Below are 11,958 nucleotides of genomic sequence, written 5' to 3'. Positions count from 1 at the left end.
TGAACGACTGACGGTCTGTCAGATCTGTCCCGGCCGCGACTCCGGCACGCCGAGGATCGCGAACCCCTCCGCCGGTCCCGAGGCCGGTCGACTCGGGCGGGCCCCAGGTCCTGGGTCCCGCCGGCCCGCCCAGCACCGCCGGAGCGCCCGACATCCAGATCCTTCAGTCCCGGATCGCCGACGGAGCCGGGCAAGTGAGGTGCCTGCCAGGAAGGATCGCGACCGGCGGGGGGTTCGTGCTCCCTGACGGCGCCGCGGTGCGCTCGAGTGTTCCCGTGACAGAGGGCGAAGTATCGGTGGGTTGGTCGGTGAAGACCACGCCCGGTACCGGCCCGATCTCCGGAGTCATCTATGTCCTGTGCATGAACGCCTGACCATCCAGCCGCCGATCGTCTCGCCACATCGAGACCCACCGGGGAGGCGCGCCGCGAGCGAGGCGTTCAGGCTGTCACAGCAGGAGGTCCGAATCTTTTCGGGGCTTCGCCGATCCCGCCGGACGCAGGTGGGCGATCACGGTCTTTATGGTGATCCATGGGAGGATTCGCCCATGGCATCCGTTAAGCAGATTCAAGTCACCTTCGATTGCGCATCACCTGAGCGCGTCGGTCGCTTCTGGTGCGAGGTGTTGGGGTACGTCGCGCCGGCACCGCCTGAGGGGTTCGCCAGTTGGGACGACTTCAATCGCACTCTGCCGCCCGAACAGCGGGATTCATGGTTCGCATGCAGCGACCCCTCGGGGGTCGGTCCGCGGCTGTACTTCCAGCGTGTTCCCGAAGGCAAGGTCGCCAAGAACCGGCTGCACCTTGACGTGCGGGTCGTCACCGGGCTCGTTGGTGACGTGCGCCTGGCAACTCTTGAGGCCGAATGCGCACGATTGATCCCGCTCGGCGCCAAACGCGTACGGCTCCTGCCCGCCGATGAAGAAAACGAGTCGTGTCTCGTGATGCAGGACGTCGAGGGCAACGAGTTCTGCCTGGACTGACGAACGGCTACCTCGCTGAACGCGACACTGACCCGACTCACTGATCGGCTCTCACGGGGGGCGTCCGTCAGCTCTCCCTTCGCACCGCGCTGCTGTTGATCTCGGGAAGATCGGGGATCTCGCCGAGTTCGCGCAGCCCCTCGGAAGGCCCGGAGGAAGCGATGGCATAGCGGCCCAGGAAATTGACGTGGGCGTGGCCCAGCGGGCTAAGCCGGGCGACGTCCTCGTCCTTGACGGGCACGCCCTGGGCGCGGAGTTGGTCGACAGCGTCCGACAGGTAGCGGGTATTCCAGAGGGCAACAACATTGACGACCAGGCCGAGAGCTGCGAGTTGGTCCTATTGGCCCTCACGGTAGGCCTGTCGGATTTGGCCGCCCCCGCCGTGGCAGATCTTGCGGGCGAGCCGGTGTCGGGATTCCTGCACGGTGAGCTGCTTGTTCAGCTTCCGGTGGTAGGTGTCGTCGATCGGGTCAAGGATGCTCAGCAGGTGCAGCGTCTTGTCGATGCGGCCGTACTCGGCGAACGCCTGCCCGAGCGGGGTGGGGTTGCCGTTCCGGGAGAACATGCGCAGCAGGTCATAGGACCTGGTTGGTCACCAGCGACCCGGACCATATCGGACCACTGCGTCTGGATCTTCGTCCGGTTGATCTTGTTGCGGGCGATCGCCTCCAGCGGCCCGTAGCCGCTCGCGGTTGTTGAGCGCAGTGCTACTTACAGTAAATGCGCAGAGTTTTGTCAGTGGGCCAAGCTGCCGGCAACCCAAGCGTGAGATGTTCGCCGTGGTCAGGCGCATTATCGATCACGACGCACAGCCGATGCGACAGAGAGCCCACTGCCGGCCAGTGGTCTCCCCTCGGTGCCACTCACATAACCCTGCGCCTGCACTGTCAAAACCCTGCGCAACTACTGACAAAACTCTGCGTTTGCCCTGGTAGGGCTGCTAGGGGACCGCTGTCCCACCGAAACTCGTTTTGTCTCGCAGTCCCTCCGGGCGAGCCGTCGTTCGCTTAGATAGCAGTAGCCGGTGTCACTGGTCATGACTTCGCGCGTTGTGGTGGCGAGCTATGACCTCCGCTTGCAGACCTGGGTCAGGTCGAGCTGGGGAAACGTGATCGGCTCCGGGGTGTTCGCAGAACTCTCGCAACTGGTCATTTGTTAGAGGCCCCTGGGCAAGTGTGAGGAATGCTCACCTTCGGTACGTTGCGTGATCGGGCTCACGGGCGGCCCGGTGGCTGGCGGATTTCGCGCAGTTCCATCGCTGCGGGAGGTGGGAGAGAGCCAGGGCGCTGTGCCTGGAAAGCCTGGAAGAGATAGGCGAGCAGGCGCCGGGAGGCAGCGAGGGCGGTTTCTCGCGGTTGTCCGGCGAGGCCGCTGTTGGCCAGGAGTAGGAGGGTGATATCGGCGGGGTCGAAGTCGTCGCGCAGTTGTCCGGTCTCGCGGGCACGCTGGACCAGCCGCGCCAGACCCTCTTCGGCGCAGTCGCGTTCGTGATCGTGGTCAAGGGCATCGGGGAACTGATCCAGGAATACGGTGGCGAAGCCGCGGTCGGTCACCTGTGTGGTGCACACCTTCTCCAGGAGTGCGTACAGGCCGTGCCCGGGATCAGGGTCAGTAAGGGCCTCGTCGAAGGCTGCCGCGCACAGGGCGAGTTGCTCGGCAAAGGCAGCGGTGGCAAGCGCAGTGCGGGTGGGGAAGCGGCGGTAGAGGGTGGCCACGCCGACGCCGGCGCGGCGGGCGACGGCGCTTATAGGGGCGTCAATGCCCTGGGCCGCGAACACCTCGCGCGCAGCTTCAAGGATGCGTTCCCGGTTACGCCGGGCATCGGCGCGCAGGCCCGCCGGGTCTGCTTCGCCGGGCACATCGCCGACGTGCCCGGACGGCTTGTGAGATGGCTGAGCAGGCAATGTCTCTCACTTCAAGCTAAACGGACGATGTCATCCACTTACAGGTTTAGCGTGAGCGTACCAGCGGGCGCACACAGCGCCTCCGCAGCTCCGAAACGCGACACAGGACAAGATGATGAGCGACATGCGTGCAGCCCTCTTCGACCGATACGGCCCCCCGGAGGTCCTCTACGTGGGCGAGCGGCCGACGCCGACCCCCACGCCCGACGAGGTGCTGGTGCGGGTGCACGTCGCCAGCGTCAACGGTGGCGAACTGCTCGATCGGGCCGGGAAAATGCGCCTGGTAACCGGCCATACTTTCCCCAAGACGAGCGGAATCGACTTCGCCGGGGAGGTCGCCGAAGTCGGTTCGTCGGTCGCTGGAGTACGTGAAGGGGACCGGGTGTGGGGGCTGCTGGGGCGCAAGACGGGCAGCATGGCCGAGTACGTCGCCGTACGCCCCCGCCAGATCGCCCCCGCTCCGGAGAATCTCACCCCGGTGCAGGCCATCTCACTGCTCGCCGGCGGGGCCACGGCGGTGACCGCCCTGCGCGAGAAGGCCGTCATCAAACCCGGTGAGCGACTCCTAGTGCGCGGGGGCAGCGGAGGCGTGGGCAGCGTCGCGGTGCAGATTGGCAAGCTCTTCGGTGCCCACGTCGTCGCTCTCGCGGGCGCGAAAAACCTCGACTTCGTCCGCGGCCTGGGCACCGACGAAGCACTCGACTACCGTACGACTCGCCTCTCCGAGCTGGGCCGTTTCGACGTCATCGTCGACACCGCCGGCACGCAGCAGTCCCGCTTCCGCCGCCTGCTGGCACCCGGCGGGCGCATGGTCGCCGTCACCCCCGACTTCAACAGGCTTCTCCCCAGCCTCGCCACCATCCTCGCCTCGACCGTCCACGGGAGCAGACGCATACGCGTCTTCAGCGGCAACCCCGACACCGAGCTGCTGACCGAGATCACCCGTTACGCGGAGCACGGCGACATCGTCCCCGTCGTGGACACCGTCCACCCTCTCGACCGGATAGCCGACGCCCACCGGGCCCTGGAAGCCGGTGGCGTCCGCGGCAAGCACATCATCCAGATCACGTGAGGGGGCGAACACCGCCGCGGCCCCCAACTTCTCTACGTCGGCGGCGGGGGCCGCGGGTGCACAGGTGTGCGAGACGAATGCGCAGTAGCGGTCGAGCCACAAGGTGAGGGCACACATCGGGGCGCCCTCGACAAGCGCCTCGACGTTGCGGCGAGCGTCCGCCCGGAGAGGTCATCGATGACATGGCGGGCGCGTGCGATGAGACAGTCTCGCCGTACGCGCATCGCGTCGGCGGACCTCACGGGCCCGCCGAGGTCACCCTCTGGCCGGGTCTGGGGCTCGGGTCAGTTCCAGGTGAAGAGTTCGCCGCCGGCGACAACGTCGGCGCAGGGGAGCAGGAGCGCGGCGGCGGCAAAGAGTACGGCGCAGGCGCCGGAAATGACTCCCAGCAGATCGAGGAAAGTCGTCACGCGACCTCGCATTGCTTCGCCCCCTTGACCCAGGTGTGGTCGAAGACCTGCCACTCGCCGGTCGATGACTTGGTCATCAGCAGCGTCCACAGCCGGAAGTCCGACAACGAGGGCGTGGTCACGTTGACCTTGCCCGTCTTCGCGTTCTTCGCGTACGCCTTCCGCTGGTCCTCGCAGTACCGGACCGAAAGGTTGCCACCCGCTACCGACTTCACCACGGGCTTGTAGTAGTGGTAGGTGCCGGTGATGACGTTGCCGTCCTTGCCCTGACTGATCAGCGAGTCGGCGTATGCGGCACCGCGCTCACCGGTGAAGAAGCGCGCGAAGTTCGGTGTGACCTTGGTGTTAGTCCTCGCCTCCAGTTCGAGCACCGCTTTCGCCGCGTAACTCGCGTCCTGGAGTACAGCCTTGTTCTTGGGGCCGCTGTCGAAACCCTTGAAGTCCGCCGTGATGTCGGACGGAAGGTCGAACGTCGGTGCGCCAGGCCCACCCGCCTGGCTCGGCGTCGGCGACGGCGTCGCCGCCGTGGTGGTCGGGGCGGCCGCCGTCGTCGCGGGCGGCTGGATCTTGTCCCCGTCGTCCGACCCGCCCCCGCCGCAGGCGGTCAACAGCATTCCCCCCGACAGGGCGAGGGCGACAGCGATGGGCAGGGAAGAGCGGTTCACGTCGGATTCCCCCGTGAGTCGTCCGGTTTCACGTCAGTTGCGCTGGGCGACGACACTACCGGCGCCGGCACGTGCCGCGTTGGCACGACGGCAGTGATCCGGAGCAGGTGCTCGCGCCCGAGCTGCCCGCTCCGGTGACGTTCGAGCCGAACAAGGCCTACCTGCGCGAGCTGATCGCCACCCAGATCGACTACACCACGATCGGCACCGGCTACGTACAGGACGCTCACACACTCCGACATGACGGGCGTGGATGCTCGAACCGCGGTCTGAGATGGCTACGTCCGCCGTGCTCCAGACGGTGAGGCTCGCCCACAGCCGCTTCCCTCCTGCGTTATCGCAGATAAGCATGTCGAGCTGACTTCAGTCCGGTGGGGGTGGTTCGTCCTGCCCGACCAGTATTTGCTACGACGTACGAAATACTTTACCATCGGGCCTATGACCGAGGAACGTGACATCACCGCGTTCGCCGGCGCCGTCATGGGCCTGGTGAACGTGATCCGCCGAGGGCAGGGTCGAGCCTTCGACACCGAGCTGGTGGCGATCATGGAACTGCTCCTCCGGCGCGGCCCGCTGTCGCCGGGGGAGATCGCGGCCGAACTGAACGCGAAGCCATCCTCGGTGACCGGCCGCCTGAAGTCCCTGCGCGAGTCGGGGCGCGTGGTGATCCATCCGGACGCCGCAGACGGCCGGCGCTACACCGTCGAGCTCAGCAAGGCCGGCGAGCAGGAGATGGATCGCCTGGTCGAGGATGGCCTCCGCCTCTTCGCCGCGTGGACCGCTGGTTGGACGGACGAGGAGGTCAGCACGTTCACACGCCTTGCCGGGCGGCTCGCGGGGGCGACCGGCCCAGCGCCCACGCAGGCCAAGCCGGACAGGCGTGACCAGTGGTGGAAGCACGACACGATCAACGGGAGGACGTCATGACACGCACCACGCCACTGCCGCAGTGGGACCAGGCAGTTCAGCCGACTCGGCCGGACCGGCGAGCAGCGTCCGGCAGGACCCTGACCGCACTCGGCGCCCTCGGAGTCGTCTCGCAGATCCTGTTCATGGCCGGCTGGCTGATCCCCGAGAGCTGGCAGCCACAGAGCTACAGCATCGTCCGAGATACCATCAGCGACCTGATGGCACGCACGGCACCCCACGCCGAGGTGCCGGTGATCCTCCTGGTCGCGGCTGGAATCGGCACGATGGTCTTCGCCCTCCTCGGACTGCGTCCGGCCCTGCGCGCCGCCGGCCGAACCGCCTTCTACGCCCCGTGGATGCTGGCTCTCTCGGCCCTCGGCTTCGGTAACGTCCTGTCGTTTCTTCAGATCCCCTGCCAGTCGGGCGCATGCGGCACACACGCGGCCATGTCCACCTTCGCGGGTGTCCAGGACGTGGTCGGCGGCGTCATTGTGGTCACGCTCCTGGCCATCTCGCCCTTCCCGATGTCGCGGCGCCTGAAAGAGACGCCCGGCTGGCAGCAGTTGGCCGTCCCGTCCCTACTGACCGGCGTCGCCGTCATGGCGTCCTACATCGCCTTCGGACTGCACTCGACCGCGGCGGTCCACGGCCTGCTCGAGCGAGCCGTCGCCACGATCGGATCAGGATGGACCGCTGTCCTCGCGGTCAATCTGATCCGGACCGCTCGGCGGCCCGAAAAGTCCGACAGCAACGGTCACCCAGGCTCGGACTGAGCTTCCCTCGTCGGCTTCTTGGGCCTGGCGGCGGGCGGGTGAAGGCGGTCGGTGCGGCGTCGCTGGTGGCCCAAGCGCCGCAGAGGCCGGGGCTGGAGGCGGGACTGCTTCCTGGATCTGGCCGCCGGGGCTGCCTGATGGAGGCACAGTCGACCTGGTTGCGGATCGGGCGGTGGCTGCCGCTGGGCGGAGGGCATCGCGCTTGACCGAGATTCCGTCCCTGCTGGTGCCCGACTGGATGAGGTCGGGGGTGGAGACCCGCAGCGCGGCCGCCGAAGGAGCGGGGATCTTGTAACGGTTCGGCCACTGTGGGTTATTGATCTGCTGGTTGGTCCTACTTTTGTTGAGCGCAGTGCTACTGACAGTGAATGCGCAGAGTTTTGTCAGTGAGCCAAGCTGCCTCAACCCGGGCACGAGACGTTTGCCCTGGTTAGCCGCATATCAATCATGGCGCCGGGCCGACCGACAGGGGCCCGCCATGGCTAGCGTCAACACGAGCTTCCCCCTTTTCAGAGTCACTGACATAACTCTGTGCGGTTACTGACGTAACTCTGCACCCGCACTGACAAAACCCTGCGCGAGCAGTGACAAAACTCTGCATTTGTGCACGTAGACCAGCGAGGACACCGCTGTCCCACCGAAATTCGTGCTCTCTGCTTGCGCCTCGTAGAAGGAGGCAAGATGGTCGACGCGATGCCGTGCGCGGCCGGCTGGGACGCCGTACGAGTCGCGAGCATCAGCGAGAAGACCGGGGTGCATGTGATGGCCGCCACCGGCCTGCACCACGTCCGCTACTACGGCGGGGCTCACTGGAGCGGCCGGGTGGACCCAGGCGAGCTGGCCGCATTGTTCGCCGCCGACGTGCTCGACGGTATCGACGCCCTCGACTACACCGGCCCGCTCGTGCGCCGCACGCCGCACCGGGCCAGGATCGTCAAGATCGCCGCCGGCGAGCGGCCCACAGCCCGCGATCGCCTCGTGCTCGAGGCCGCGGCGCTCGCGCACCTCGACACCGGTGCCCCCGTGCTCACGCACTGCGAGCAGGGAAGCGGCGGACTCGCCCAGGTCGAGATGCTGACCGCACGCGGCGTGCCGGTGAGGCGATCCTGCTGTGGACAAGGTCGTCGACCGTGCTTACCACCGGGAGCTCGCGAGCACCGGCGCCTACCTGGAGTACGACCAGGGCCTTCGCCGGCCGGAGGACACCGCACGGTTGGTCGCGTGGATGCTGCAGGACGGCAACGGAGACAGGATCGTCCTGGGCACCGACGGGGCACGGCGCGATCTCTGGCACAGCCTCGACCGCGGCCCGGGGTTGGCCTGGCTCGCCACCGGTTTCCGCGCCCTGCTGAGGGAGCGGGGCGTGGACGAGGCGGGCACTCGGACCCATCGCCCAGATCTCTGCCACCCGTGTCGACATGAACATGCTTAACGTCACGCGCGGCATGGAACGCGAATTCGACGAATACGACGCTCTTTTCGCCCAAGCCGGATGGCGCCGGTCCAAGACCTACCCTGTGGGCGGCGGCTACTCCGCCATGGAGCTCACCGCCGTCTGACGCGGGCGTCGGGGCCGACGCCATCGAGGCTAGGCTGACCGCCGGTCATGCGGGACGATGGGAAGGACGAAGACGGATGACGGACGCCGCCCTCGACGGCATCGACGACATCGACTGGGCCTCCCTCGGTCACGCGTACGGCTCGGCCGCGGATGTGCCGCAGACGTTGCGGGACGCCGTCGGCCAGGACGAGGAACTGGCCGGGGAGGCCACTGAGCATCTGTTCGGCAGCATCTACCACCAGGGCACGCTGTATTCGGCGACCCCGTGGGCCGTGCCCTTCGTCGCCCGGCTTGCCGCCGATCCCGGCACCCGGAGGCGCGCGGGCCTGGTGTTCCTGCTCGGTTCGATCGCTGCGACCGGTGACGCCGATCCACACGTGCTCGCGGACGTGCGTAGGGCCCTGGCCCGGGAGACCTGGCGGTTGCTGCCGCTGCTGGACGACCCGGATGTGGAGATCCGGCACGCCGCCACCTACCTGCTCGGCAACCTTCCGCCTGAGTCCGCGGCCGAGGTCGTGCCCGCACTGCGGGCACGGCGGGGGCGCGAGAGGTCGCCGCGCGTGCTGGCAGGCCTGCTGGCAGCGGCCGGACGCCTCGACCCGTCGAACACGTCCGCGTGGCTGGCCGCGGAGCTGGAACCGGGCCGGCCGGCCGCCGTCCGGGCCGGTGCTCTGTGGGCGATCGCCGACGCCGCGCTCCCGTGGTCGAACGCGGCCACCGAGGCGGTCGTCGACTGCTGGCTGAACGGCAAGCCGCTGAAGGACTGGATCTGGTCGGGAGACCCCTTCAGGGACGTCGTCTCGCGAATCGGCAACGCGCCGTTCTCCGAGTTGTGCCGCACGCTGTTCGAGCGGGGGACGGCCGAAGCCGCCCGGGCGGCGATCCAGACGACCTACGAGCGGTGCGTGCGGTCACGCTCCGCCCGCGCGGAGTCGGCGCCCCTGCTGGCCGCGGGGATCGACCACCCCGACTTTTCCGTACGTGTCGCCGCCGCCACAGCGATACAGGACGTGCCCGCGGCTGCTCCAGCGGCCGCCGATGCCCTCGCGGCCTATGTCGCCGACCCGCCACCTGCGGCCGCCGAGGACGTGAACTCGAACGAGGCGCGGTTGTTCGGCTCGGGCATGGAGATCCTGATCTCGCTCGGCGATCCGCGCTGGCGTGAACCGTTCACGACCGCGCTCACCGCGGGCCGGATCGCCCCCGACGTCCTGGGACTGCTCATCGACACGGGCGTCACCTGCGATCCCGGCCTGCTCACGGTGGTCCGACGACGTCTGGCGGCGCTGCCTCAGGAGCGGCCGGAGCAGTCAGGGGGCTACGACGCGCTGCTCGCCAGGAACTGGTGGCACAACGAGGGCAACGCCCTGACCCGGATGCTGCGCCACTGGGGTCCGGATGCCGCCGACGCGGTGCCCGAACTCATCCCGCTCATCCCGTACGACCAGTGGTGGACCGTCCAGGCGCTCGCCGCGATCGGCCCCGCGGCCGCGGCGGCGGTGCCCGCGCTGACCCAGGTCCGCGACGACCCGGAGGCGTCCTGGGGGCGTCGCCTCCAATGCGCGGAGGCGCTCGCCGCGATAACCGATGGCATCGGCCAGCTGAGCGCCTGCGTCGCCGAGGCCGCCGCCGGCGGCGAACCCGTGGCGGCGGCGCGGACGGCGCTGCGTCACGGGCTACCCCTGGACGGTCTTCTTCCTGCGTTGCGCGATATCGCCGTCACCGCCGGGAGGGACGACGCGTCCGCCATCGGGGTCCAGATCGAGGCGGCCTGGCTGCTGCTGGACGCCGGGGAGACGCACGCGCCGCTCCGTGCCGCCGCCGCCGCGCTCGACAGCGGCAGACACGTGGCGGACGCGGCCAAACTCGCCGGCCTGATCGGACCGGCCGCTGCGGATTTCGTTCCGCGACTGCGGGACCTACTCGACGACCGTCACGACTTCGCCAACGCCGCGCTGGCGATCCGCCGCGTGACCGGCGAGGCCGCACCGCTCGTCGATGCCGTACGGCGGCGCCTCGCGTGGACAGGAGCCGGGAAATGGGTTGTCGAGTCGCTACGGGAACTGGGGGAGGACGCCGCCCCGCTGCTGCCTGAGCTGCGTGAACTGGGGCACGGCAATGCCGCGATACAAGGCACCGGCGTCTACGGCCGGCAGGCCCGCCGGGACGATGAGGAGCGCCGTCAGCTCCTTGACGTGTTGGCCGAACTCGGGAACTGACACGGGCGCCGGGGTCGGTGCCTACCAGGCAGGGTGACCAATCCCTGACGGATACGAGCTCAAGGCGGCCGGGCTGGAGGACACCGCCGCGCTGAACGACCCCACATAGACGGCGATCGAGTCCCGCCCGCCAGGCCATTCGTGCACGCTGCTGCCCCTACGGCCGACGACCCCTCGGAGCTATACATGTTGAGCGCCGGGCTACTGACAGTAGATGCGCAGAGTTTTGTCAGTGGGCCAGCTACGAGCAACTCTGCGCCTGCCGATAATGCCATCCGCGCAGGGCATCCGGCTTGCCGACTCTCTTGGCGTGCGACCGCTTCGGCTTTCAGGAGGGGCCGATCGCGGCAGAATGATCACTCGTGCTCTTTCGCCTGGCCTACCTGACCGTCACGAACGCCTTCGCCGCACTGCGGTTGCTGCCGATAGGCGATCGGGGCAAGGATGCCGAGATTCTCGCCCTGCGTCACCAGATCGGCGTCCTTGAACGGCAACTCGGCGCTGGCACCAGGGTGAGGTTCGCCCCCGAAGACCGGGCCTTTCTCGCCGCCCTGCTGGCGTCGCTGCCCCGCGACGTCCTACGCCGAGTGCGGCTCCTCGTTCGCCCAGACACCGTCCTGCGCTGGCACCGCGATCTGATGAAACAGCGTCACGCCCGTACCTGCCGGCCGAAGCGGCCCGGCGCCCGCCAACCGTCCGCTCCATCCGCGCTCTCATCCTGCGCCTGGTCCGGGAGTACCCGTCCTGGGGATATCGGCGTGTGCACGGCGAGTTGACCACGCTCGGCGTCACGGTGGCTCCTTCCACCGTCTGGGGATCCTCAAGCAGGAAGGTGTTGATCCGGCTCCCGAGCGGGCGTCCATCACGTGGGCCGCCTTCCTGCGTTCGCAAGCCGAAGTTCTTCTGGCCTGCGATTTCATCGAGACCGTCACCCTGGGTGGGCAGCGTCAGTACATCCTGGCCGTCATCGAGCACGCCACCCGGCGTGTGCGCGTGCTGGGCACCACCGCCCACCCGACCGCGAGCTGGGTGCTGCAGGCAATGAGGAATCTTGTGATGGATCTGGAAGATGCGGGCTGTCGGGCGCGCTATCTGATCCGTGACCGGGATGGGAAGTTCCCTGCCCTCCTTGACGAGATCCTCGCCGAGGCCGGCATCCAGAGCGTGCTCACCGGTATCCGGATGCCGCGCATGAACTCGATCATGGAGCGGTGGGTGCAGTCGTGCCGCCGCGAGCTTCTCGACTGCTGCTTGCTATGGAACGAACGCCACCTGCGGAACGCCTTGCGCGAGTACGAACGGTTCTACAACCAGCACCGAGCCCATGAGGCCCTGGCCCAAGCCGCCCCGTTGCGTAGCGTCCCGGTTTCGATCACAGATCCAGAGCGAATCGCCGACCTGAGGATACGCCGACGAGACCGGCTCGGCGGAGTCCTCCACGAGTACTCGCATGCCGCTTGAAA

12 protein-coding genes and 2 pseudogenes are annotated in these 11,958 nt (G+C 68.0%); 10 read left to right on the top strand and 4 right to left on the bottom strand.

Translation table 11 applies throughout. The features are described from left to right. Window positions 1–547: 547 nt before the first annotated feature. Entirely contained in the window at window positions 548–982 is a 435-nt protein-coding gene (locus Pmi06nite_RS32010) for a VOC family protein (protein WP_203956893.1), read from the top strand. A 67-nt stretch (window positions 983–1,049) separates the two neighbouring features. Here the strand turns inward: Pmi06nite_RS32010 and Pmi06nite_RS32005 are convergent. Together Pmi06nite_RS32005 and Pmi06nite_RS32000 are read right to left on the bottom strand one after the other, a co-directional pair. Further along, window positions 1,050–1,663: pseudogene (locus tag Pmi06nite_RS32005) on the bottom strand (Tn3 family transposase); the annotation flags it as partial. Window positions 1,664–2,196: 533 nt separating this feature from the next. Then, complete coding sequence (locus Pmi06nite_RS32000) at window positions 2,197–2,841, bottom strand: TetR/AcrR family transcriptional regulator (protein ID WP_239114335.1); 645 nt, start codon at window positions 2,839–2,841, stop codon at window positions 2,197–2,199. 169 nt (window positions 2,842–3,010) lie between these two features. Here Pmi06nite_RS32000 and Pmi06nite_RS31995 point away from each other — a divergent pair, with 169 nt between their 5' ends. Next, window positions 3,011–3,958 carry an NAD(P)-dependent alcohol dehydrogenase gene (locus tag Pmi06nite_RS31995; protein ID WP_203956891.1) on the top strand — a complete coding sequence of 316 codons (948 nt, stop codon included), beginning with the start codon at window positions 3,011–3,013 and terminating at the stop codon, window positions 3,956–3,958. A 284-nt stretch (window positions 3,959–4,242) separates the two neighbouring features. Here Pmi06nite_RS31995 and Pmi06nite_RS42750 read toward each other — a convergent pair whose 3' ends face one another. Continuing rightward, window positions 4,243–4,368 carry a hypothetical protein gene (locus tag Pmi06nite_RS42750; protein ID WP_275409622.1) on the bottom strand — a complete coding sequence of 42 codons (126 nt, stop codon included), beginning with the start codon at window positions 4,366–4,368 and terminating at the stop codon, window positions 4,243–4,245. After that, on the bottom strand, window positions 4,365–5,033 hold the full coding sequence (locus Pmi06nite_RS31990) for a hypothetical protein (protein WP_203956890.1): 669 nt from the start codon (window positions 5,031–5,033) through the stop codon (window positions 4,365–4,367). The genes Pmi06nite_RS42750 and Pmi06nite_RS31990 overlap by 4 nt, the downstream gene beginning before the upstream one ends. A gap of 71 nt (window positions 5,034–5,104) precedes the next feature. Here Pmi06nite_RS31990 and Pmi06nite_RS31985 point away from each other — a divergent pair, with 71 nt between their 5' ends. The 8 genes and pseudogenes from Pmi06nite_RS31985 (at window position 5,105) to Pmi06nite_RS31950 (ending at window position 11,956) form a co-directional block, all read left to right on the top strand. Then, entirely contained in the window at window positions 5,105–5,338 is a 234-nt protein-coding gene (locus tag Pmi06nite_RS31985; protein WP_203956909.1) for a hypothetical protein, read from the top strand. A gap of 133 nt (window positions 5,339–5,471) precedes the next feature. After that, window positions 5,472–5,960, top strand: coding sequence for a MarR family winged helix-turn-helix transcriptional regulator (locus Pmi06nite_RS31980; protein WP_203956889.1), 489 nt, complete (start codon window positions 5,472–5,474; stop codon window positions 5,958–5,960). Further along, the gene (locus tag Pmi06nite_RS31975; RefSeq protein ID WP_203956888.1) at window positions 5,957–6,715 is read left to right on the top strand and encodes a DUF998 domain-containing protein; all 759 of its coding nucleotides are present in this window, start codon (window positions 5,957–5,959) and stop codon (window positions 6,713–6,715) included. Before Pmi06nite_RS31980 ends, Pmi06nite_RS31975 begins: the two co-directional genes overlap by 4 nt. A 681-nt stretch (window positions 6,716–7,396) precedes the next feature. Beyond that, window positions 7,397–7,771 (top strand): annotated as a pseudogene (locus tag Pmi06nite_RS43245) (phosphotriesterase family protein); the annotation flags it as partial. Window positions 7,772–7,826: 55 nt separating this feature from the next. Beyond that, entirely contained in the window at window positions 7,827–8,147 is a 321-nt protein-coding gene (locus Pmi06nite_RS43240) for an amidohydrolase family protein (RefSeq protein ID WP_203956887.1), read from the top strand. A gap of 203 nt (window positions 8,148–8,350) precedes the next feature. Then, window positions 8,351–10,495, top strand: coding sequence for a hypothetical protein (locus tag Pmi06nite_RS31960; protein ID WP_203956886.1), 2,145 nt, complete (start codon window positions 8,351–8,353; stop codon window positions 10,493–10,495). A 362-nt stretch (window positions 10,496–10,857) separates the two neighbouring features. Further along, on the top strand, window positions 10,858–11,271 hold the full coding sequence (locus Pmi06nite_RS31955; RefSeq protein WP_203956885.1) for a hypothetical protein: 414 nt from the start codon (window positions 10,858–10,860) through the stop codon (window positions 11,269–11,271). A gap of 217 nt (window positions 11,272–11,488) precedes the next feature. Beyond that, a complete protein-coding gene (locus Pmi06nite_RS31950; protein ID WP_203956884.1) occupies window positions 11,489–11,956 on the top strand; it encodes an integrase core domain-containing protein in 468 nt (155 codons plus the stop codon). The last annotated feature ends 2 nt before the right edge of the window (window positions 11,957–11,958 follow it).

The organism is Planotetraspora mira (genome assembly GCF_016863275.1).
Taxonomy (GTDB): Bacteria; Actinomycetota; Actinomycetes; order Streptosporangiales; family Streptosporangiaceae; genus Planotetraspora; species Planotetraspora mira.
Note: the sequence above shows the minus strand (reverse complement) of the source record. Positions and strands in the feature narration are given on the sequence as shown.